Raw genomic sequence first — 23698 nt, 5'->3', positions numbered from 1 at the left:
CACTCATTTTTATTTAAGCGATTAATATTTGATTTTTAATTGTTGCGGTCGTCATAACCCTTCGGATGCGTGGAGTGCCACTTCCAAGCCGTTGCAATGATGTCGTGCACGTCATCAAATTTTGGCTTCCAACCCAAGACTTCACGTGCCTTTTCACTGGCCGCAACCAACGAGTCAGGGTCTCCCGGACGACGTGGCGCCATTTTGGCTGGAATCTCCTTACCCGTAACCTCACGAGCAGCTTCCAGCATCTGCTTGTTGGAAAAGCCCGTTGAAGAACCCAGGTTGAATTGGTTGGATTGATTGTTCTTCTTCAGATACTGCAAAGCCAGAATGTGGGCATCAGCCAGGTCCATGACATGAACGTAGTCACGCACGTTGGTACCATCTGGGGTGTTGTAGTCATCGCCAAAGATGCTGAGTTCTTTGCGCTTGCCTTGTGCAACCTGCATGATGATTGGAACCAGGTGCGTTTCGGGACCATGATCCTCGCCAATCGTACCGTCTGGAGCAGCCCCAGCCACGTTGAAGTAGCGCAGAGCCACGAATTTAATGCCATAAGCCTTGTCAGCCCATGCCATCATTTGTTCCATCATCAGCTTGGACAGACCATATGGATTGATTGGCTTTTGAGGATCGGTTTCTTTAATTGGCATGTGTTCCGGCGTACCATAAGTAGCCGCCGTTGAGCTGAAGACAATGTACTTAACGCCAAAGTCGCGCATGGCTTCCAAAAGCGTAACCATGCCACTCGTGTTGTTGTCAAAGTACTTCAAAGGCTCACTCATTGATTCGGGAACGATTGAGAAGGCCGCAAAGTGAACAACGGCTTCGATATTCTCATTAACGAAAATCCGATCCAGAAAGGCACGATCGCGAATGTCACCATAGTAGAACTTAGCCTTTGGATTGATGGCCTTTTTGTGTCCCGTTGAAAGATTGTCTGCAACGACCACGTCATAACCATGTTCAATTAAATCTTTAACCATGTGTGAGCCAATGTATCCGGCCCCACCTGCAACTAAAATAGCCAAAGTGTTTTCCTCCCTTATCTTGACGGGTTTACCTCTTCATTTCTCTCTTGGTAAAATTATAACATAAAATTTTAGTAAAAACCCATTTGATATCAATCTTTAAAAATTTAATCCGTCAGCGGCTGAACGATACTGCTCATAATTTCATGGTCCAAGAACTTAAACATCAATCCTTCCCGCAGACCGTTATTGCTAAATGTCAGCTGTTTGACGTCTAACTGCCGCAAAATCGCCATTAACGGCAGCAGGCCGCCAACAATTACATCAGCCCGTTCAGAAGCAATGCCATGAACGTTGGCCCGCTGCTTTTTATCCATCGCCAGCAGCGAGTGCATAATGCGATTGGCATCAGCTGTCGACATTTTTAGACCATGAACGGGTTGACGACCTTTGCCCTGAGCCTCCAACTGCCAGCGATAAATCTTGGCCAGGGCTCGATTGCTGCCACCCAGTGCTACGACTTCTTGGTGTCGTGCCCGCTGCAGCCAGTGCTGAGGTCCCAACGCGTGATCAACTCTAACGATGGCATCAAACAAATCAGCAGAGTTAATCTGATCATCCAGATGATATTCTTGAGAAAGCAGCACCGCACCGATCGGCAGACTGATAATTTCTTCAGCCTGTCCATCATCGACATAGATCAATTCCATGCTGGCGCCACCAGTATCAATAATCAACCCGTTTTTAATCGGCAGGGTTCTGGTAACGCCAACATAGTCCAGATAAGCCTCCCGCTCACCAGAGATTACCTTAAAGCTAAAACCGGTCTCTGCCTTGACCCGCTTTAAGAATTCCGTCTGGTTGGCAGCCTGACGAACGGCAGCCGTGGCAACTGCAATCACCCGAACGTTTTTCAGCGCCATGCAAAGCTGCTTAAAATGCTGCAGTGCTTTTATCGTCCGATCCATCGGCGCCGGCTTGAGCATTTTTTCTGGCCCCATGTTTTCTGAAAGGCGAACGTATTCTTTTTCATAGCTTACCAAATTATAATTGCCAGACTCGTCAATTTCGGTAATTCGCAGTCGAACCGAATTCGAGCCCAGATCAATAACCGCTAGATTAATCATGCGCATTGTCCTCTTTATCGTTCAAATGCAGCTTGGATACATGACGCGTCATTGGTTGAAAGGCACTGGCTGCTTGATGCTGTTCCGTTTCCTTTTTATCAGCTCGGTTAGCTGCCTGAGCTTGCGCAATAAAGTATTCTTGACAGCTAAACGGCTGCGTCTTGCCGCGGTCAATTCGTTCATACTTGTTGCCGTGCAGAATCCGTGTCTTGACATTATCTTGCCACATCTTGTCAAAAATATCGATTGCCCGGGCCTTGGTATCACTTTCCAAAACTGGGAACAGCTCCTCAACGCGCCGGTTTAAGTTCCGCGTCATCATATCAGCACTGGCCAGATAGATCTCTTCATGACCGTTGCCTTTGAAGTAATAGATCCGTGAGTGTTCCAAAAAACGCCCCACGATTGAATGAACCTCAATGTTTTCGTGCAGCTGAGGCAGATCATTGCGCAGACAGGTAATCCCGCGAATCAGCAGCTGAATCTTAACGCCAGCCGTGGCCGCTTCATAAAGCCGCGCGATAATCTGCTTGTCAGACAACGAGTTCATCTTCATGCGAATCAAAGCTGGGCTGCCGGCCTTAGCAATCTTGATCTGCTCATCAATCTTGCCATCAATAAACTCCCGGATGCCATCTGGTGAGACTCGCAGCTTATGGAAGTAGCGTGGTCGAGCAAATCCTGAAAGCATATTGAACAGGTTAGTCATGTCTTCACCCAGTTCGTAGTCGCACGTAAACAGTCCCATATCGGTGTAGAAATGAGCCGTAACATCATTGTAGTTACCAGTCCCCAGATGCATGTAGCGCCGGATGCCATCCTCGTCACGCCGAATAACCAACGCCAGCTTACAGTGCGTCTTTAAGCCAACCAGACCATAGATAACGTGACAGCCCATTCGTTCCAGACGCCGCGCCCAGCGAACGTTGTTTTGTTCATCAAACCGTGCCTTGACTTCAACCAACACCGTAACCTGTTTGCCTTGCTGAGCAGCCATCCCCAGATACTTAATGATCGGCGAATTGCCCGAGACACGATACAAGGTCATCTTAATTGCCAAAACCTGGTCATCAGTGGCCGCTTGATGAATGAAGTTGACGACCGATTGAAAATCATCATAAGGATGCTGAACCAGATGATCTTTGGTGCGAATTGCCTCAAAGATATTATGATCCATATCAAAGCACGGATCAAGGTGCGCTTTGAACGGCTGATAACGCAGATCATCGTGTCCTTTGACCATGCCGGAAAGCTTCTTTAAAAACGTCAGATCAACTGGTCCATTGACGCGGTAGACCGCCGTTTCATTTACATGCAGGTTCTTAATCAGATGATTTTCCAACCATGGATCAATATCACGCTCAACCTCCAAGCGCATGACATGACCATGTTCACGCTCCCGCAGTTGATGCTGAACGGCCCGCAATAGATCAGACGTGTCTTCTTCTGCAACGTCCAGATCCATGTCCCGCATGACCCGATAGGTACCAGAAGAAATGATGCGATAGCCGGGAAAGAGCACCGACAAAAATTCCTTAATCAATTCATCCAATAAGACAAACTTATTTTCACCCGGCAGCTTGACCAGACGCTTATAGATCTCAGGTACCCGCACCGTAGCAAATTTCTCTTCATTTTCAGTATTCTCGTCATGAGGTTCTTGAGAGCGGCCTTGAATCTCCTGATCGCCTTCCAGGATTTCGTGCTCTTTAACGTGCAGGCTTTCCGGATCGCGCTCCAATTTAATTGCAATGTTGAGCGAATTGTTGGAGATAAAAGGAAATGGCCGCGATGTATCATCAGCCATTGGCGTCAGTACCGGCATTAATTCCTCGTTAAAGTAGCGACGAATGTATTCATATTGTTCAGCATCCAAATTTCTGACATGTAAAATTTGAATATTTTGTGATGCCAGTTCTGGCAGCAGCTGATCATTATAAATCTGATAGCGCTGCTCAACCATGCCGTGTTCTTTTTCATTAACCGCGTCCAGTTGCTCTTTAGGCGTCATCCCTGAAGCATCGGTTGTCGTAACGTTGGCGGCCGAAAGCTTATGCAGCGAGGCAACTCGTACCATAAAGAACTCGTCCACATTGCTTTGCGTAATCCCCAGAAAATTAGCCCGCTCCAGCAGCGGATTTTCTGGGGCCAGCGCTTCTTCTAAGACCCGACCATTAAAGTCAATCCAGGAAAGCTCACGGTTGACGTAGTTTTGCGGCTGATAAAAATCTTTATACATCATTTCATTCCCCTTCCTTGGCAATTAATTCTGGCTTTAGGCCATAGACATCGGTAAACAGCTGATTTTTTCGTTGAAAGGCCCACTTTTCCAAGACCAGATCGTCATTGGCATGTGCCGTGATCAACAGACGATCATCCTGCAGGCGCAGCTCAATTCGCGAAATCTTTTGCAGGCGCGAATCGTCCAATGAGTCGGCCACCCTTAAAATTGCCGCCAATTTGGCAACGGGCATTTGAATGTCATCATCCATATGCCGATAGTGGGCCTGAGCAACGTCAGGACTCTCAGAACTGTGATAGCGCGCTACTTCAGCAATCGTACGGTTATCATCAGCCGAAAGCCCAATCAGCGGATTAGATTCTAAGATGTATTGCGAATGCCGATAGTGCCCTTGTGGATTGATAAAATTGCCGATATCTTCAATCTTGCAGGCAATCTCTAAAAGCAGGCGATCATGCCGATCAAGCCGGTGAATCGGCTGCAGAGCATCAAACAGCTGCAGCGCAACTCTGGTAACAAACGTTGAATGCGCTGTGTCGGCTCCATAGCGTTGCGCCATGTTAGCTGCTGAGGTTCGGATCATGTTGTCAATCAGTGAGCGATCACCCAGCTGCATAATCGTCAGGCCATCTAAAATGTGCAGACTGGTGGCATAGATCCGCTGTGCATCCAACAGATGAATGGTGCGCGAAATTACCAGGTAGTTGGGCAATACCCAGTTGACGCTTTGCTCATCGACGTTGTAATGATTGATAATGAACTGATTAGACGAGCTGACAATCCGTTGGTAGCGTTTTTCAAAGTCTTCACGCGGCACCTTGCCCAGCATCTCATCTGGCTTAACGTAGCTTTGAGCCATCGTTCCTACGTTATGAATCAGCAGATTGGAATTTTTGACATGCCGCAGCTCTGGCACTAGATATTCTAGCTTGCTTGAAATATAGTCCAGAATAATTTCGCTTGGCGTTGTCGTAGTCTGGCGCAGCGTTTGGGCCAGGTGGTTGACGCGCGCCTCGCCCAGATCAATATCCCATGACGTCTGAAACTTGCCGTGACGGAAATAGGAAAGCCGCGTCGTGTTCAGGCCAATCGTCAAAATATACAACGCTTTTTTACTGAGCTCATTGAACTGCGGCATCTGGGCCATTACAGCTGCCAATGCACTGGCCATCAGCTGATTGTTGCTGAGCCATTCAATATTCAAATCAGTCCTGACTTTTAATTGCTCGGCAATATAGCGAGCCTCAACCATGTTTAAATCTTCTAAAGAGCCATAAAAGGCAAATTTTTCAACTTGATATTCATGCAGAATTCGTTGAAAACCTTGCAGATTATCAACAATAGCCTGCATGTTTTGTGCATAGTTGGCAACATTATGACTGCCAACGATCAAAGCCCCTGATTGGACCTCGGTGATGATTTTAAGGGTTGGGAGCTCTACAATCCGAAGCGTCAAGCGATCCGGCTCTAGGAAAATAATCCCAAATAACGAATTTTTCAAATTAACACTCCTCACATGATTTTATTCATTGAATGCCCTTTTTATCTGTTATATATAAAGAATACCACCAATTTCAGCCTGTTTGGGCCTTAAAACTTTTTTGCATTGTAAATAATGTGAAAAGCCAAAATTGCATCGTGTCAAAGCCGTTCATCATACTAAAAAATCGCCTCTGCCGGCTTGACAGACGCGATTTTGCGTATTTTATTCATTCCAAGTCATTGTTGAGGCCGCTGCCAGCTGACCATCAACAACGATTCGATGATCAGTGGTCAACTCACCATTTTCATTGCGATACGGGCTGCTGATCTCGCTGGTGACGGTCTGACCATAGCGCACTTCTTTTTCATAGCGCATCGTCATATGCTTCAGCTGATGGCGCGTTAAAAATTCTGCCCCCAGCGGATCCTGCATCCAGTCAAAGTAGCGAGCATTATTGACGTGACGATTTGAGTCAATATCAAAGAATCGAACATGGTAGTCGTTTTTACATCTAACGTCTTGAAGTCCCTGAGCCTTAGCTAATCTAGGCAGCCGCTTCTTTTCCGGACCATGATAAGGCTCAATGACTGCTTGTGGGATCGACATTAAATGACGCGTCTGCAGGTTCATATAAACGAACAGTCCGGTCAAGCGAACATATTCTACGCGACGATCCGCCGATTGAATCCAAAATTCGCGTAGGGCAAAGAAACGATTATTGGCAATCGCCCGCGTGCCCAGAATTACCTCTTCACCATTAATCGGCTGTTGTGCGGCAAAGAATCCTTCATAGCTGGTAATCACCCAGCCACCGCCATAGCTTTGGATGGTTGCCGTATCCAGTCCTAACGAATTGCCGTGTTCTTCTGATACCTGCACAGCCATACTGATCAGCATACTTAAGCTGGGATGGCCGGTTGCATCGCATTCATAGTAACTTAAATGATGCTTGGTTTCATATACCAAGGGGGCTTTCAATGCCATCGTCTCACCTCATTTTAAAGCTCATGATACTGCCGATATAAATCCTGGCGCTTGATCTGATTGCGCTTGGCAACCAGCTTGATGGCCGCATTGGTTGAAAGACCATGCTGAATTTCCTGGTCGACCTGCTCTTTTAGACTGAGACTGACCGAATCATCAGCTGGCTGGTCAGGATGATCGTTGCCAGCCACCAGAATCACAAACTCACCGCGAATCTGATGCGTATCTGCCCACTGAACTAATTCCTCCAATGACCCTCGACAAAATTCCTCATAACGCTTGGTCAATTCTCTTGCCAAAACTGCCTTGCGATCCAAGCCAAAAACCTCGGCCATTGAACTCAGCGTTTTTGCCAATCGATGTGGTGCTTCATAAAAAATCATCGTTTCCTGATGCTGATTTAGCGGTATCAATTCTGCAATCTGTTGTTGATGCTTGCGGCTTAAGAAACCATAGAAATAAAATGGCTGCGGATTAAGACCAGAAGCAATCAGGGCCGTAATCCCAGCATTAGCACCGGGCAGGGCAACAACCTGCAAGCCTTCTTCAACCGCTGCTGCAACCAGCTCCCGACCTGGATCAGAGATTGACGGCATGCCGGCATCACTGCACTGCGCAATCGACTTGCCCTGCTTTAAAAGCTCAATCAGCTGCGGAATCCGCTGTTCGGTATTATGCTCATGAAAACTGATCTGTCTGGTATCAATCTCAAAATGATTCAAAAGCATCTGCGTATGCCGCGTATCCTCTGAAGCAATTAGGTCAACTGCCGCCAGCGTTTTGACGGCCCGAAACGTCATATCGTCAAGATTACCGATTGGCGTTGGTACCAAATAGAGTCGTCCCGTTTCATTATCAGTAAAGCTGCGAATCTGTTGCATAAATATCACCCTTACTTTTGCGGCTGATCGTGACGCCCGTAGATTGCATCCAGACAAAACGCGCATGAATCGTCTTCATCCAGTCGCTTGCCATAGTACTCATTGCAGACATGAAAGCCTTCTTGATACAGTTTTTGCAAGTTGCGTCTTGAATCGGTCAAGCCATCTTTGGTTGCCTGCTGATGCTTTTGTTTGAGCATTTGATGTAGATGCTCATTTTCAATTGATAGCTCTGCGTTTTCTTCTAGAACCGCCGTCATCATTGACTGCAATTCCTCCATACTGTCGACCAGATCCTTGGTTTGCTTGGTAACTCTGGTGAATCGTTCATAAATCTTGCTTTTGTCTACTCGCTCACTCATTTACGTCTTTCCTCATTTCTATCGCTGCAAGACATTGATAATGCGTAGTGAAAGCTGCTCGGCCGTATTTTGAAATGAAATATTCTGGTCCATTAAATGCCTGGTTTCCAGTGTCAGTTCACTGACCTTCAGCAACTGGTCCAATCGATAATGCTGCGCGATTTCTTTTACCATCGTCAATTGATCATTGAAATGCAGATCGTCAATTTCATCAGCACCATTGGCCACCATCAGCGTATCGCGCCAGATCAAAGCCATCAAGTCCAAGACCAATGCTTGTTTTTCGCGATCGTCAGCCACTTTCAAAAGCGTTGTCTGGACCGTGACAAAGGCTATCAGATCAGCCCGACCACATTCTTTATACCACTGCACGACGGCTTGGACCGCTTGATTGAGCCAGTCATCTACCATCCATTCTTTAATCCGCGCCGTTGAATCGCTTAATCCTAACGCAATCGACTGCAGACCAATGGGAATCTCGGCTTGATCCAGCATCTCATGCAGAATCTTTTTGGGCAGCGGCTGCAGTTCAATAATCTGGGTACGCGAACGAATTGTTGGTAAAACGGCACTTTTATTGGTCGTCAAAAGCAGAATATAGATGCCAGGCAGCGGCTCTTCAATAAATTTTAACAGACTATTGGCGGCACTTGTCGTCATTTTTTCAGCATCTTCAATGATAAACAGCTTTTGACTGCCTTCCACGGCACTTTTGGTAAATTCTGCCTTTAAGCGCCGAATCGTATCAACCTTGATCTGCCGACCCTCTGGAGTTGCAATAACTACGTCGGGATGATTGCCCGAAAGAATTCGCTGACACTCGCTGCAGGTTCCATCCGGCTCGCCAGCTTGCGGCTGTTCACAAAAAAGGCGCAGGGCCATCCACTGCGCCAATGCTTTTTTCCCTGATCCAGACGGGCCGGCAAACAAATAGGCATGTGCCAATTCACCTTGAGCCATCGTTTTTTTTAGGCGTTGACTGATTGCTGGCTGCAGTCGTTCAGCTTGCCATTTTGATTGCGTGGCATTTGCCATTTTGGATCACCTCGTCTTGATCGGTTTGCAATTTAAAACTGTAAAAATTTTTCGACTGGCAGGATAAAGACCGTTGCTCCCCCAATCTGAACGTTAATCGGAATGGCCGATGAACCGTTGTCGATCTGGGCTGCCGGGGTCATGTACTGTTCACGCGACTTGGCATTATGCTTGATGATTTCCAATACTTCATCAACCCGATCATCTTCTACGACTACCATATAAGTGGTGTTGCCTTCTCTTAGAAAGCCACCCGTCGATGACAGCTTGGTCGCACCGATATTGTTGTCGATAAAAGCATCCCGCAGTTTACCGGCATCTTTTGGTTGAACGATTGCCATAATCATTTTCATAATAAGCCCTCCTTAAAAAATCGCTTAAAACAGTTGCTCAAAGCGCTGATGAATTGCCAAACGAGTTGCCGAAATCACCTGTACCAACGGCTGACTGGCATCAATCGTAACGATCCGATCAGGGTTTTGTTGCGCCAGCTTCTGATAGGCGCTTCGGACCTTGCGATGAAAAGAAAGTGCCTCTTCATCCAGCCGATTAACCTGATCAGCACGATTCTGCGCAATTCGCCTAAGGCCCAGTTCAGAATCAATATCCAGATAAATCGTCAGTTCCGGCATCAAGCCGTCAATTGCAAACTGATTGATCCGCCAGATGTTATCCTCTCCCAGGCCACGACCAGCGCCTTGGTAGGCAATTGAGCTGTCAACGTAGCGGTCGCAGAGAATTACCTTGCCGCTTTTGAGCGCTGGCATGATATCGGCAACCAGGTGCTGTCGCCGCGCCGCCGCAAACAGCAGTGCTTCCGTGCGCGGATCCATATCGGTATTGCGAGCATCAAACAAGACATCCCGAATCTGCTCAGCAATATGGTTGCCGCCTGGCTCTCTGGTATACAAAACACCATCCGATCCCAGCTGTTTTTTCAGATCGGCCGTAATCTGACGCATAACGCTGGTTTTACCCGCTCCATCTGGCCCTTCAAATGAAATAAATTTACCGTCCATTATCATTCCTCGGTTACTGCTTGATTACGCTGTCGTTTAAATAGCCATGCAGGTGATTGCGGCGCGCTTTGGTATAAAGGTACAGGTATTTTTGCTCTTGCAGCTTGGTTCGACTATAGAGCTCATTGTCAACTTGTCCTTCATAGACGGCGTGCTCGGTTTCTTTGGCATGATCCCAACTGTCCTTAACATTGTAGATCAGTTCCAACAGCTTTTGATTACCCAGCTCTTCAACGGCATGGGGATTGTGATGCTTAAAAAACATGATCTTCACCTACATTTCCGTTCTGCCTTGAACTGCTCTGAACAAGGTTACCTCATCAGTATAGTCGATATTGGCGCCAGCTGACAGCCCATGGGCCAGACGAGTAACTCTGATACCTGCCGGCTTGATCAGCTTAGCCAGATATTGTGCCGTGGTCTCACCATCCAGTGAGGCATTGGTTGCCACAATGATTTCTTTGACCTCGGTATTTTTCTGCAGGCGCTTAAGCAAAGCCGGGATATTGATATCCATTGGCCCTGTTCCTTCGCTTGGCGAGATGGAGCCGTGTAAAACATGGTAAAGGCCATGGTATTCGTGCATCCGCTCCATTGCCATAATATCTTGCGAATGCTCAACCACCAGAATCGTTGAACGATCACGCGACTTATCTCGGCAGATTGGGCAAGGATCGTCTTCAGTAATAAAGCCACAGATACTGCAGTAGTGCAGATCTTTTTTCACGCTTAAGAGCGCCTTGGCAAAATCCTCAACGTCTTTCTGGTCCATTCCCAGGGTATAAAAAGCAAGGCGAGTCGCGGTTTTTTCGCCAATTCCCGGCAGCTTCATATAGCTGTCGATCAGTTTGGCAATTGGCTCAGGATACTGCATCGCCAGGCCTCCTTAAATATTCAAGCCTTTAGTGTACTTACCGAATTTTTGCTGTGTGGCGGCATCAACTTTTTCCAGGCCATCATTAACGGCTGCCAAAACCAGATCGGCCAGCATGTCAACGTCATCGGGATCAACGGCTTGCGGATCAATCTGCAAATCAGTCAGCTTTTTATCGCCGGTAAAGGTTGCCTTGACCATTTCGTCAGGCGAGACGCCGACAAATTCTTCCTTGGCCAGATTCTGCTGTTCTTCCATCATCTTTTGCTGCATCTTCTTAGCCTGTTTCATCATTTGTTGCATGTTCATTCCGCGCATCATAGTTATTATCCATCCTTTACTTATGTTATTGATTAATTATCTTCAATTTTTACCAAATCACCAAACATTTGCTTGGCCTTATCAACCAGTGGATCTGTTTTAATCGGTGTGGCTGGCGCTGTCTGAGCTGATGAAGTTTTTTTATCAGTACCGGCTTTGTCCTTATTTAAGTAGCCATGCTCTGCCAAATAGTTATGGCGAATCTTTGGCCACTGATCCATTGGTACGAATGCCACACGCATCTCATTGCCAGACAGGCGCTGCAGGCCAGCTTCCATATCCGCTGCCAGACTGCCGCTGTTGGCACGCTGCAGCAAAAAGCTGCTGTCAAATGAAACCACGACGCCTTGCGGACTGGCCGCTACCGGCTGGGATGTATTGATCAGTGCGCGCTGCGGCGTCTCCAGCATATTAAGCAGATCGCCCCAGATTTCCTGCAGCCCGCGCAGATTCTGCTTTGTGGCATGTTCCAGAATTGGGTAGACGCGATCCAGCTTAACCATCATTTTAGGCTGAATTTTGTTGCCAACAGTATCGCCTGATCGTCGAACGGTACGGGGTGCCATGCTGCTGCCGGTTTGTCTTAAGCCGGCAATTGCTGACTGCAGCTGCTGAATCTCTTGCTGCAGCTGACCGATCGTCTGACTAAGCCGTGGATCCGATGCACTTGTTTTATCAACTTGCGGTTTGATTTGACTAAGCTTGACCGTCAAGACTTCCAAATAAACGTCAGGATGTGTCGTAAAGCGCATCTCTTCTTGAATCTCATTTAACTCGTCAATCATTTGGTACAGCTCATCGGCACTGGCAGCCTGACTCAACTGCTGAAAATCAGTTTCTTTAAGTCCTGAACCTGCAACGTTGACCAGCTGTGGCGATTCTTGATAGAGCAGTACATCGCGAATAAATGAGATCAGGTCCTCAATGAAGCGTTGACCGTCTTTACCCTGATCCAGAATTTCTTTCATTGTATGCAGAGCCGCGGCACTTTGATGGCTGATCGTCTCATCAAAGTATTTTTTCAGCAGCTGCTTGGTGACGCTGCCGGTAACCAGAAGCGCATCATCCAGTTTGACTTGGTTATCGCTAAACGACAAAACCTGATCCAAAATACTCAGTGCGTCACGCATGCCACCCTCAGCAGCATTGGCAATTACCCAGAGTGCGTCATTTTCATATACGACGTGCTTTTGATCCAGGATATACTGCATGCGCTCAAAGGCATCCTGGGCTGAGATCCGCCGAAAATCGAACCGCTGTACCCGACTGATGATAGTCAGCGGAATCTTATGCGGCTCGGTGGTTGCCAGGATAAAAATCACATTGGCTGGCGGTTCTTCCAAGGTTTTCAATAAAGCATTAAACGCACCGGTTGAAAGCATGTGTACTTCATCAATGATATAGACCTTATAGTCGGCTTGAGTTGGTGCGTACTTGGCCTTGTCACGAATATCGCGTATTTCTTCGACCCCGTTGTTGGAAGCAGCATCAATTTCAATAACGTCGCCAAGCTGCCCATTAGTAATTGCCTGACAGATCTCGCATTCATTGCAAGGTTCACCGTCTTGCTGATGATGACAGTTAATGGCTTTAGCGAAGATTTTTGCCGCTGAGGTCTTGCCAGTTCCCCTTGGGCCGGCAAACAAATAAGCATGACTGATCTGCTTGGTTATGATCGCGTTTTTTAGGGTCTGCGTAACCACCTGCTGACCAACGATCTCGTCAAATCGCTGTGGCCGCCAAACTCGGTAAAGCGCCTGATAGCTCATCTTGACTGCTTCCTTTCTGGTAAAAATCCGTATTATCGTTATTATACTAGTAAAATCGTCGCAATTCGATTGAAAAAAGGTTTTGCGCATAAAAAAAGCCGTGCGAAACGATCCACACAGCGGTTAATTTTCAAAAAAAACATGGGGCACAAGCTGTAGCGAACTTAGTGCTGCTTCCTTCCGGACCTGACACGATTCGTAGGCACAACCTTGCCCCATGACCTTACGGCAAATAATATCTTACACTATTTTAAAGTTAAATGCCAGTCTTCTGTCAATTCTTTTGCTGAGTCGATTTTTTCGCAGCTTTGCGCGCTTTGCGAACCCGTTTAAAGAATTGTTTAAGCAGCTGCTGACACTCAGCCTCTTTGATTCCTGATCTAATCGCAACTTGATGGTTGAATCTTGAATCGCTCAGCAGGTGGTACAGACTATCGACCGTGCCGGCTTTAGGATTTTTAGCTCCATAATATAAAGTACGAATTCTTGAGTTCATAATGGCACCGCTGCACATCATACATGGCTCCAGCGTTACGTACAGATCACACTCTTCCAGTCGCCAGCTTCCTAGATACTCGCAAGCTTCCATAATAGCCAGCAGTTCGGCATGATAGGCTGCATTTTGAAATCTCTCCCGCATGTTATGGCCGGCACCGATCACCTTGCCATGATAGACAACGATGGCCCCAATCGGCACCTCATCCATTAACTCAGCTTGCCGCGCTTCAGCCAGTGCCATTTCCATATAATCTTCCGGTTGCAAAATTTTTCTCCCTTATCAATTATTATTAATCAGTGTATAATGGTTTTTGTGATTTTTCTACCGCGTGAGTTATGAAGCAATCTTCATTAGAAAATAAAAAATTTGCTGCAACTTTCAGCACCCTAATCCCTTATTGCTTAGCCACTACATATTGTATTAATATTTTGCAAGCACACATTATATAGTACGTCAATGCTTGTAATTTCTTCATAACCCGCTATACTATAAAACATTAACTCAACGAAAAGTTAAAGGGGACTGAGATTTATGATTACCGTTTTCTCTAAAAACAACTGCATTCAATGCAAGATGACCAAAATGTTTCTAACGCAGCACCACGTTGACTTTGTTGAACACAACATTGATGAACATCCAGAGTACGTTGATCAACTGAAAGCTGACGGTTTTAAAGCCACGCCAGTAATCAAGCTGCCAGATGGTCAATCCTTTACCGGTTTCCGTCCTGACATGCTGAAACAATTGGCTTAATTGTCAATTATACCGCGTTATTTCCGGGGATCGTTCAATTATTTTGCACGATGCCCGCTTTTTATTGCACTGGAAAAAGGAGTTATCCATGGCACTATCAGATATCGACCTCACCAAGGTAAAATACTACGACCTTAATAATGAACTCAATATTCCTAAAGATGGACAAATCCAGCTTGATAAGGATCACGAAGCCCTAGACGATTTCATCAAGGAAAACGTCTTACCCAACACCAAGCACTTTGCTTCATTAAAAGAACGCTATGACTGGCTGGAAGCAAACGATTATATCGAAACCGGCTTTATGCACAAGTACCGCTTTGAATTCATCGAAAAGCTCTACGACTTTTTAAAGGCTCAGAATTTTCATTTTCATTCATTTATGGCGGCCTACAAATTTTATGCACAATATGCCCTACGAACCAACGATAAGGAATACTACCTGGAAAACTACATTGATCGCGTTGCCATGAACGCTCTGTTTTTGGCTGATGGCAATGAAGAGCTGGCTATGCAGCTGGCCGACGAATTGATTCACCAGCGTTATCAGCCAGCTACACCAACCTTTTTAAATGCCGGTCGCAAGCGGCGCGGCGAATTCGTATCCTGTTTTGAGATTCAGGCAACCGATGATATGAACTCAATCGGCAGGACGATCAATTCCGCCTTGCAGCTTTCCAAGATTGGCGGCGGTGTTGGCATCAATCTTTCCAACCTGCGTGAAGCGGGTGCACCAATCAAAAAAATCAAGGGTGCTGCCAGCGGGGTCGTACCAGTCATGAAGCTTTTAGAAGACTCTTTTTCCTACTCAAATCAGTTGGGACAGCGGCAAGGCGCCGGTGTCGTCTATCTAAGCGTCTTTCATCCCGATATCGTGGCCTTCTTGTCTGCCAAGAAAGAAAATGCCGATGAAAAGATTCGGATCAAGACGCTATCGCTTGGAATTACCGTCCCTGACAAGTTTTATGAGCTGGTCGAAAGCAATCAGGATATGTATCTGTTCAGCCCTTATGATGTTGAGCGGATCTATGGCGTCCCATTCTCATACGTTGACATCACTAATGAATATGAGAACATGGTTGCTAATGACGCCATTACCAAATACAAGGTCAACGCTCGCGACTTAGAAGATGAAATCTCCAAACTGCAGCAGGAATCAGGCTACCCATATATCGTCAATCTGGATACCGTCAACCGCGCCAATCCAATTGATGGCAAGATCGTCATGAGCAATCTTTGTTCAGAAATCGCCCAGGTTCAGCGACCATCAATCGTTAATGATGACCAGACGTTTGCCAAACTTGGGACTGACGTTTCTTGCAACCTTGGCTCTACCAACATTGCCAACATGATGGAAACGCCAGACTTTGGCCGCTCAGTTAGCGCCATGGTCCGGGGATTGACCCATATCAGCGACATCGAGCACCTTGACGTCGTTCCATCAATCGAGCACGGTAACGACATGGCTCACGCGATCGGTCTTGGCGCCATGGGGCTGCACGGCTACCTGGCCAAGCACCATATTCAATACGGCTCGCCAGTCGCACTGGAATTTACCAGCGTCTACTTTATGCTGCTCAACTATTGGACAATCAAAGTCTCCAATGATATTGCCCGTGAACGTCACGAAACGTTTGCTGAGTTTGAAAAGAGCACGTATGCCGATGGTTCCTACTTTGACAAATACGTCAGCCAAGATTGGGGGCCAAAGTCGGATGCCGTTAAGCAATTATTTGATGGCATTTTTATTCCTGGCACTAAAGACTGGCAAGAACTCAAGACAGCCGTACAAAAAGATGGTCTCTACAATGCCTACCGCTTAGCCGTTGCCCCGAATGGATCGACGTCATACATTGGTGATTCGACTTCCAGCCTGCATCCAATTATCAATCGGATTGAAGAACGTCAAGAAAAAATGATTGGCAAGATCTATTACCCGGCACCATACTTGAGCAACGATACCATGCCATACTACAAATCAGCTTATGATACCGACATGCGCAGCGTGATCGATACCTACGCGGCTGCTCAAGAACACATCGATCAATCGCTGGCAATGACGCTGTTTATGCGTTCCACGATTCCAGCCGGGATGTATGAATGGAAAAACAATCGAACTGACAAGATGACAACGCGTGACTTAAACATCCTGCGCCATTATGCTTATCAAAAAGGCATTAAATCCATCTACTATATTCGGACGTTTACCGATGATCAAGATGAGATTGGTGCTAACCAATGCGAAAGCTGTGTTATCTAACTTTTTTGGAATCATTAAAGACTAAAGGAGCCCCTTTTTATAATGAAGATTGAAAATTTCGTACCACTAAAAAACTACCAAGCAATCAATTGGAATGAAGTCTCTGATATGATCGACAAAGCCACCTGGGAAAAGCTGACCGAGCAGTTCTGGCTAGATACACGGATTCCAGTTTCCAACGACATGGATGATTGGCGCGAGCTTGATACTGATCACCAGTGGGTCGTTGGTCACGTATTTGGTGGCTTGACGCTCTTGGACACGTTGCAGTCGGAAGCTGGTTTGACGGCACTGAAAGAAAATGTTAAGACCCAGCATGAAACGGCCGTGCTTAACAATATTCAATTTATGGAATCAGTTCACGCCAAGTCTTACTCCACGATTTTTTCTACGCTGAATACCCCTGAAGAAATCAGTGAAATCTTTGACTGGTCCGATACTGAAGAATATCTGCAAAACAAGGCAACACGGATCGGCAATCTTTACCTGGATCCAAGCGTCAGTCCTTTGAAGAAAAAAGTTGCCAACGTCTTTTTGGAAACGTTCCTGTTCTATTCTGGTTTCTACACGCCACTGTACTACCTAGGCCACAACAAGCTTAACAACGTGGCAGAAATCATCAAGCTGATCTTGCGTGATGAATCAGTTCACGGAACTTACATCGGTTATAAATTCCAAGTCGGCATGAAGGATCTCACCGAAAAGCAGCAGCAAGACATGAAAGACTGGATGTACAATTTCTTATACGAACTCTACGACAATGAAGAAAAGTACACCCACCTGCTGTACGATCAAGTTGGCTGGACCGATGAAGTCTTGACGTTCATTCGCTACAATGCCAATAAAGCCTTGATGAATCTAGGGCAGGATCCGCTGTTCCCAGATACGGCCAGTGACGTCAATCCAGTCGTAATGAATGGTATTTCAACTACGACTTCCAACCATGACTTTTTCAGTCAGGTCGGTAATGGCTACCGACTTGGGGCAGTTGAAGCAATGAGCGACAGCGATTATCACGTTGCCGATCCTAATGCCGGCAAAGACATTAACACTAAAGATTAATAATAAAAAACGTGCATGATGCCACTGCATCCGCACGTTTTTTATTTGCTAGATATCTCAGTAATCCTAATCCTGACTCATAGCTGGTGAAGCCATTCGTTCCTTGGCAAAATGAATGATCAAGCCCAGTGCCAGACCGGCGATGCCAAACGAAAGCCAGCCAAAGCCAAGACTGAAGAATGGGAAGAATTTAGCCGCAAAGCTGATCATCGCCTGAACGGCAGCGGTATTATGCAAAATAGCCGGTGTAGCGTTCATCATATCAAAGAATGCCGGAATTAGAGTGAAGCCCGTCGTAATGCGGTAAACCAGTGGATCGTTTTTGAAGAGCGGTGACATGATCCCCATGATGATCAGCGTGATTGCCAACGGGTACAGGAACATCAAGATTGGCGTTGACCAAGCAATGATCTGATCCAAGCCCAAGTTAGCAACCAAGAATGAAAGTCCACAGTTAAAGCGCAGGAACGCCTTATAGGAAATCTTAGGGAAGCGCCGATGGAAATCTTGTGAGAACGCAACAACCAAGCCCATCGCGCTGGTCATGCAGGTCGTCGTTGCCAAAACAGCCAAGATTGCATCGCCAGCCGTACCCAAGTAGTAGTTAGCGATCTGTTCCAAAGTCGTACCACCGTTATCAGCCATCTTAAAGTGGGCCAGGCTGGTAGCACCGAGCCAAATCAAAGCAATGTAGATCAAAGCAATCCCGATGATTCCTAAAGCCCCGCCTTTAGCAGTTGCCCAGGAAATGTCGCGCTGACGCTTAATGCCCAGACCTTTGATTGCCGTGATAACCGTGATCCCAAAGGCCAAAGAAGCCAAGCAGTCCATTGTGTTGTACCCTTGCAAAAAGCCGTTGGTAAATGAAGCGTGACGGTAAGCAGCAGTAATAGCAGCTGAACCAGCGTGTCCCATTGGGCTGATAAATGCCATAAAGAAAATGATGAACATCAAGCCTAAAAACAGTGGATTAAGCATTTTACCGATCGTGTCGGTGATTCGTCCTTCCCGAGTTGAGAAGTAATACGTCAAGCCAAAGAAGGCTGCTGAATAAATCAAAGTTCCCCAGGTATTGGCACTGGCCGAAAGATGCGGCGCGATCCCAATCGCATAAGAAACTGTGGCCGTCCGTGGCGTAGCAAACAAAGGTCCTAATGTTGCGTGAACCAAAATCAGAAAAATAAGTGCATACCAAGCACCATTAGGACGAGCTAAATCATAAATCCCGTTGGAACGCGTAATACTGATTGCCAGCAATGCCATCAAAGGCAAGAGCACCCCTGACATCAAAAAGCCACTTGCGGCACTTAGCCAATGAGCTCCTGCCATCTGGCCCAGATGAACTGGAAAAATCAGATTGCCGGCCCCAAAAAGCATCCCAAAAATTAGTGATCCAATTAATAAAGCATTGCGAAAAGTCAGTTTGTTCGTATTCATAAAAATCAATCCCCTTTCAATCAGCAAATGAATTTCAAAAAGAGATCTTAGCTAAGATTTCGTGATCAACGGAAAATAAAAAGCGCCTTTTTCAAATCATAACTTGATTTGAAAAGGACGCTTTTGCGTGTTACCACCTTTTTTTGCTCAACCGTCACCAATTGAGCCTCAACGCGTACGTGTTCATACGCTGGCGCGATCACGGGCGCACCCGTCCGACACTTCTTACGTCGCATCGGCCACTCACCGGCTACTTTCCAGTTATAGTTCCTGTCCCCGCTCACACTTCATCGGGGTCGCTGATCAGCCAACTATAACCTTACTCTCCGGATCACTGTGTTTTGTTCCGTTGATTAACTTGTCTTATACTCTAAAGCTTTCCTAAGAAATTGTCAACCTGTTTCTCACTTTTTTTTAATTTTAACCAAAAAAGACGATCACAGATCCGCGACCGTCTTTTAAAGTTGAGATTTTAAATTGAGAAGATTAATTGAGAGTGCTTGAAAATCAACAGCCTATTCTTCAGTTTCGACGCCAGTACCTTCGTAGCAGCGTTCCAACAGTTCCTTAAGCTGACTGACCAGTGGTTCAACCGGGTTCGCCGTCGTACATTGATCTTCGTAAGCTAAAACGGCCAGTTGATCAACAACCTTGTCAAAGTCTTCGCGCTTAACGCCATTAGCTTTCAAGCTTAGCGTTACGCCACACTTATGAGCCAGTTCGATGATCTTTTGTACGTATGCTTCCACCAATTCTTCAGTCGTATCACCCTTCAAGCCTAAGAAGCGGGCAATCGCTGCATAGTCCTTGTCAGCACGGTAGTCTTCGTAGTGTGGCCACATTGCCAGCTTGGTTGGCCGCTTAGCATTGAAGCGAATTACCTGTGGCAGTGCAATCGCAATTACCAGACCGTGTGGCAGATCGAAAGCCCCACCCATCTTGTGAGCCAGGGAGTGCGTGATCCCCAAGAAGGCATTGGCAAAAGCCAGACCGGCAATCGTGGAACTGTCATGCATCTTCTTACGAGCCAGCTTGTCGCCCTTGACAGATGCCTCAAGGTTTTCCATAACACCCTTGATGGCTTCTAGCGACCAGCCACGCGTATAATCAGTTGCCATTACCGAAACGTATGATTCAGTAGCATGCGTCAAGACGTCCAGACCGGTCCAGGCCGTTGTATTGGCTGGCACGGACTCAACAAATTGTGAGTCGACAATTGCGATGTCTGGAGTCAAAGCGTAGTCAGCCAGTGGGTACTTAACGTGCGTCTTAGAGTTGGTAATAACCGCAAATGGCGTAACTTCAGAACCAGTACCGGAAGTCGTAGGAATCCCGATAAATTGTGCCTTCTTTGGCCGACCGATCTTGTAGGCCCGCTTCCGGATATCAAGATACTTTTGCCGAACCCCATTCCAAGTCGTGTCTGGGTGCTCATAGAACATCCACATTGCCTTAGCAGCGTCCATTGGCGAACCACCACCCAGTGCGATGATCGTATCAGGCTGGAAGTCGTTCATCCAAGCTACACCTTTGTCAACCGTATCTGTTGATGGGTCAGGTTCGATATCAGAGAAGATCTCGTATTGAACCCGGTTGTTGCGCAGCCGCAGCTGATCAATAACCCGTTGAATATAGCCACGCTTAACCATTCCTGGACCGGTAACGATAAATGCCTTGTTGATGTTTGGAATTTCTTTCAGGTACTTCAGTGAGTTCCGCTGGAAGTAAACTTTTGGCGGAATCTGTACCCATTGTGGATTATCGCGACGCATAGCAACCTTCTTAATATTCAGCAGGTCCCAGTCAGAAACGTTGTGCGAGATTGAGTTACTGCCGTATGAACCTGTCCCCAGCGTAAATGATGGCGTCATATTGTTGTAGACATTACCGATACCACCAAGACCTGATGGCGAGTTGACGATAATTCGAGAAGCCTTCATCTTAAGTGAGTATTCTTTAATCAATTCATCGTCATTGGTGTGGATGGCTGCCGTATGACCTTCACCACCATAGGCCAACAGTTCACTACAGATTCGGAATGCATCTTCACGATCCTTGGCCCGGTACATCGTCAACACTGGCGACAGCTTTTCGGCTGACAGTGGATACTTAGGACCAACCCCATCCAGCTCGGCAATCAGTACTTTAGTATTAGCTGGAACGTTTTTCAGCCCACACATTTCGGCGATATCATTTGCGGAACGACCAGCAATTGGACCACGTACCTGGTGTCGATCAGGATCGATAAAGCCATTGGTAAATGTTGGAATCTCACTTGGCTTCAAGAAGTAGCAATTCCACTTCTTAAAGGCTTCTTTAACCTGATCGTAAATTTCATCGTCAATGACAACCGAGTTTTCTGTAGCACAGATCATCCCGTTGTCAAAGGTCTTTGATAATACGATGTCGTAGATAGAACGATCGATGTCGGCACTCTTTTCGATGTAAGCTGGACCGTTACCAGGACCAACACCTAAGGCAGGATTACCAGAACTGTAGGCTGCTTTAACCAGTCCAGGACCCCCAGTAGCCAAAATCGTAGCGATACGAGGATTCTGCAGCAGTGCCGTCGTATTTTCACGACTGCATTGCGGAATCCATTGAATTACGTCTTTTGGTGCCCCAGCGGCTTCGGCAGCGGCTTCCAAAATCTGACCAGTCTTCAGACATGACTTGAAGGCCTGTGGGTGGAACGAGAAAATAATCGTGTTCCGTGTCTTCAAGGCAATAATCGATTTAAAAATTACCGTTGAAGTTGGGTTGGTAACTGGTACGACCCCAGCAATTACCCCCAGTGGATCAGCAATCGTAATCATTTGGTTTTCATTATCTTCATCAATAATACCAACCGTCTTGTCATTGCGAATGTTGTTCCAGATGTATTCACTGGCATAGATATTCTTGATAGCCTTGTCTTCAGCTACCCCACGACCAGTTTCTTCAGCTGCTGAAATAGCCAGATCCATATGGTGTTCTTCAGCGGCCAATGCCAGATTTTGGCAGATTTTATCAACTTGTTCTTGGCTAAATGTGCGTAATTGATCAAGAGCCTTTTCACTCTTATCAATCAAGCCGTTAATCAATTCTTCAGCGGTTTGTTCCTTGTCTTTAGGCTTTTCGGTGGCCTTAACAGTGGCTTTAGCTTTAACTGTCATTGCACTAGCTCCTTCTCGATTAATTACTTTTCAACAACTTTGTTATCCTTTGAACAATTATTACTATACTCCTTTTTCTAGATTTGTAAACACCTTTTGTGAATTAAATAACAATTTCTAAATCATAGAAAGCGATTACAACGTTATAGCTATAACCATTGTCACAGTAAGGATGAGGCCTTAAAAATATTTTTTTACATAATCTTATGTAATTATTTTAAGTGTTTTCTCCTCGTTTTTGTATTCTTATTCACAGCTTTTTCCGGTTGCTTTTTATTTTTAATAGTCAAAACAGCGGTTATTTGTATGATACATTTTAAAATTAGTTTCTATTCCCTATGAATTAGCTCATCATTGAACTAATTTAACATAAATAAAAGCTGCACTCACCAATCGATGATCGCAGCCTTCAATTTTAAAAATCTTCAATTAGCTTTTTGCCAAGACCATTCATGATGAAGATGATCAGTGCAGTCAAGAAAAATGAGAACGTAACGTCAGAAAAGAAATGCGCGCCTACGATTACCCGGCTCAGAGCGATTACGACACCATAAACGATGCCGCCAATGAAAAAGCCTTTACGCTTATTTTTTGAAACGAACCATGAGAAAACGATACATAGCGTTGCTGCCATCGTATGTCCTGATGGAAACGACTTATGACCATTAACGCCATTGATCGTCAGCCAATTGGTAAATTCACGATTACCACTCGTAAGCTCATATGGGCGATAGCGTCCCCATAAATCTTTTAAAGTCAAATTAACTTCCAGAGCAAACCAAACCGTTAATGACGCTAAGACGGCGATTTTCATATAGCGTGTCAGCTGCTTAGTCGTTTTATTTTTCAGCCACCATTGCACCAACAGCGTAAATATAATGAAAAACAACAGCCAGACAATCATAATCGTTGAACTTGCATAGCCGCCTGTTGCCGAATCACTGTTAGCCATTGCAATTGCTGTACCGTTTTTTAGATTGGTCTGTGCCGAATACAGATAGCCCAAGAATTCATTGACATACTGCTTGCTCTGCCAAAGCGACAGCGCAAGCCCGCCAATAAACAACGGTCCTGCCAACAGTCTTTCACAGCCACCTCGCCAAGCATAAGTCATGGCAATCTGTCCACACAAGGCAAAAATTAAATAAACCGGAAATTCGCCAAAAGTCTGACAGAACGTCCCTACCCAACTGTGATAATTAATTAATGTATTGCTGATGGCTAAATCGCCAAAATAGGCAATCGCTAATAAAATAATGCAGATAATTGCTGAAATGCCAAACAGCTTCTTTTGATTCTCTTCACTCAAATCAATCCCTCCTGTCAATATTTAGAATAAACAGCCAAAGTAAAGAAATACCACATAAGCAGGTTAATATTGAGTAAATTCATTCACAAAAGCTTCCTTTATGTAAATAAAATAATGACTTACTGTTAGGCATCCGATGTTGAAATAAAAAA

21 protein-coding genes, 1 other RNA gene and 1 other annotated feature are annotated in these 23698 nt (G+C 45.9%); of the genes, 3 read left to right on the top strand and 19 right to left on the bottom strand.

Annotated features, from left to right (window positions below):
• Window positions 1–35 precede the first annotated feature (35 nt).
• The 16 genes from galE to ACLUWI_RS06210 form a co-directional block, all read right to left on the bottom strand.
• Window positions 36–1034, bottom strand: coding sequence for a UDP-glucose 4-epimerase GalE (gene galE, locus ACLUWI_RS06285; protein ID WP_412146601.1), 999 nt, complete (start codon window positions 1032–1034; stop codon window positions 36–38).
• A gap of 107 nt (window positions 1035–1141) precedes the next feature.
• Window positions 1142–2101: an exopolyphosphatase gene (locus ACLUWI_RS06280; protein WP_412146600.1), complete on the bottom strand. Its 960-nt coding sequence runs from the start codon at window positions 2099–2101 to the stop codon at window positions 1142–1144.
• Complete coding sequence (locus tag ACLUWI_RS06275; protein ID WP_412146624.1) at window positions 2094–4340, bottom strand: RNA degradosome polyphosphate kinase; 2247 nt, start codon at window positions 4338–4340, stop codon at window positions 2094–2096. The genes ACLUWI_RS06280 and ACLUWI_RS06275 overlap by 8 nt, the downstream gene beginning before the upstream one ends.
• A gap of 4 nt (window positions 4341–4344) precedes the next feature.
• Complete coding sequence (locus ACLUWI_RS06270) at window positions 4345–5844, bottom strand: exopolyphosphatase (RefSeq protein WP_412146599.1); 1500 nt, start codon at window positions 5842–5844, stop codon at window positions 4345–4347.
• Between the two features lie 204 nt (window positions 5845–6048).
• Entirely contained in the window at window positions 6049–6810 is a 762-nt protein-coding gene (locus ACLUWI_RS06265) for an acyl-[acyl-carrier-protein] thioesterase (protein ID WP_412146598.1), read from the bottom strand.
• A 14-nt stretch (window positions 6811–6824) separates the two neighbouring features.
• Window positions 6825–7691 (bottom strand): 16S rRNA (cytidine(1402)-2'-O)-methyltransferase, encoded by an 867-nt coding sequence (rsmI, locus tag ACLUWI_RS06260; protein ID WP_412146597.1) that lies wholly within the window; start codon window positions 7689–7691, stop codon window positions 6825–6827.
• 11 nt (window positions 7692–7702) lie between these two features.
• On the bottom strand, window positions 7703–8053 hold the full coding sequence (locus ACLUWI_RS06255; protein WP_006500467.1) for a DNA replication initiation control protein YabA: 351 nt from the start codon (window positions 8051–8053) through the stop codon (window positions 7703–7705).
• Window positions 8054–8071: 18 nt separating this feature from the next.
• Window positions 8072–9088 (bottom strand): DNA polymerase III subunit delta', encoded by a 1017-nt coding sequence (holB, locus tag ACLUWI_RS06250; RefSeq protein ID WP_412146596.1) that lies wholly within the window; start codon window positions 9086–9088, stop codon window positions 8072–8074.
• Between the two features lie 32 nt (window positions 9089–9120).
• Window positions 9121–9441 (bottom strand): cyclic-di-AMP receptor, encoded by a 321-nt coding sequence (locus ACLUWI_RS06245; RefSeq protein ID WP_006500469.1) that lies wholly within the window; start codon window positions 9439–9441, stop codon window positions 9121–9123.
• Between the two features lie 24 nt (window positions 9442–9465).
• Window positions 9466–10107 (bottom strand): dTMP kinase, encoded by a 642-nt coding sequence (tmk, locus tag ACLUWI_RS06240; RefSeq protein WP_412146595.1) that lies wholly within the window; start codon window positions 10105–10107, stop codon window positions 9466–9468.
• 13 nt (window positions 10108–10120) lie between these two features.
• Window positions 10121–10372, bottom strand: a complete 252-nt coding sequence (locus ACLUWI_RS06235) for a YaaL family protein (RefSeq protein ID WP_412146594.1) — start codon at window positions 10370–10372, stop codon at window positions 10121–10123.
• A gap of 9 nt (window positions 10373–10381) precedes the next feature.
• On the bottom strand, window positions 10382–10981 hold the full coding sequence (recR, locus tag ACLUWI_RS06230; protein WP_275263775.1) for a recombination mediator RecR: 600 nt from the start codon (window positions 10979–10981) through the stop codon (window positions 10382–10384).
• 12 nt (window positions 10982–10993) lie between these two features.
• Window positions 10994–11302, bottom strand: coding sequence for a YbaB/EbfC family nucleoid-associated protein (locus ACLUWI_RS06225; RefSeq protein ID WP_302147613.1), 309 nt, complete (start codon window positions 11300–11302; stop codon window positions 10994–10996).
• A gap of 32 nt (window positions 11303–11334) precedes the next feature.
• The gene (gene dnaX, locus ACLUWI_RS06220; protein WP_412146593.1) at window positions 11335–13071 is read right to left on the bottom strand and encodes a DNA polymerase III subunit gamma/tau; all 1737 of its coding nucleotides are present in this window, start codon (window positions 13069–13071) and stop codon (window positions 11335–11337) included.
• A 130-nt stretch (window positions 13072–13201) separates the two neighbouring features.
• An RNA gene (ffs, locus tag ACLUWI_RS06215) (signal recognition particle sRNA small type) lies at window positions 13202–13298 on the bottom strand.
• 47 nt (window positions 13299–13345) lie between these two features.
• A complete protein-coding gene (locus tag ACLUWI_RS06210; protein ID WP_412146623.1) occupies window positions 13346–13816 on the bottom strand; it encodes a nucleoside deaminase in 471 nt (156 codons plus the stop codon).
• A 285-nt stretch (window positions 13817–14101) separates the two neighbouring features.
• Between ACLUWI_RS06210 and nrdH the strand changes: the two genes are divergently transcribed.
• The 3 genes from nrdH to nrdF all read left to right on the top strand — a co-directional run bounded on the left by nrdH (window position 14102) and on the right by nrdF (window position 17645).
• Entirely contained in the window at window positions 14102–14323 is a 222-nt protein-coding gene (nrdH, locus tag ACLUWI_RS06205; protein WP_006500476.1) for a glutaredoxin-like protein NrdH, read from the top strand.
• A gap of 88 nt (window positions 14324–14411) precedes the next feature.
• Window positions 14412–16583: a class 1b ribonucleoside-diphosphate reductase subunit alpha gene (gene nrdE / locus ACLUWI_RS06200; RefSeq protein WP_412146592.1), complete on the top strand. Its 2172-nt coding sequence runs from the start codon at window positions 14412–14414 to the stop codon at window positions 16581–16583.
• 42 nt (window positions 16584–16625) lie between these two features.
• Window positions 16626–17645: a class 1b ribonucleoside-diphosphate reductase subunit beta gene (gene nrdF / locus ACLUWI_RS06195; RefSeq protein ID WP_412146591.1), complete on the top strand. Its 1020-nt coding sequence runs from the start codon at window positions 16626–16628 to the stop codon at window positions 17643–17645.
• 66 nt (window positions 17646–17711) lie between these two features.
• Here nrdF and brnQ read toward each other — a convergent pair whose 3' ends face one another.
• From brnQ to ACLUWI_RS06180, 3 genes are all read right to left on the bottom strand, one after another.
• The gene (gene brnQ / locus ACLUWI_RS06190; RefSeq protein ID WP_412146590.1) at window positions 17712–19082 is read right to left on the bottom strand and encodes a branched-chain amino acid transport system II carrier protein; all 1371 of its coding nucleotides are present in this window, start codon (window positions 19080–19082) and stop codon (window positions 17712–17714) included.
• A 110-nt stretch (window positions 19083–19192) separates the two neighbouring features.
• Window positions 19193–19426: a binding site (T-box leader), on the bottom strand.
• A 171-nt stretch (window positions 19427–19597) separates the two neighbouring features.
• The gene (gene adhE, locus ACLUWI_RS06185; RefSeq protein WP_412146589.1) at window positions 19598–22237 is read right to left on the bottom strand and encodes a bifunctional acetaldehyde-CoA/alcohol dehydrogenase; all 2640 of its coding nucleotides are present in this window, start codon (window positions 22235–22237) and stop codon (window positions 19598–19600) included.
• Between the two features lie 415 nt (window positions 22238–22652).
• Window positions 22653–23564, bottom strand: coding sequence for a phosphatase PAP2 family protein (locus ACLUWI_RS06180; RefSeq protein ID WP_412146588.1), 912 nt, complete (start codon window positions 23562–23564; stop codon window positions 22653–22655).
• Window positions 23565–23698: the final 134 nt, after the last annotated feature.

The organism is Limosilactobacillus mucosae, from assembly GCF_046939755.1.
GTDB lineage: Bacteria > Bacillota > Bacilli > Lactobacillales > Lactobacillaceae > Limosilactobacillus > Limosilactobacillus mucosae_A.
The sequence above is the reverse complement of the archived record's forward strand: the minus strand, read 5'-3'. Positions and strand labels throughout refer to the sequence as shown.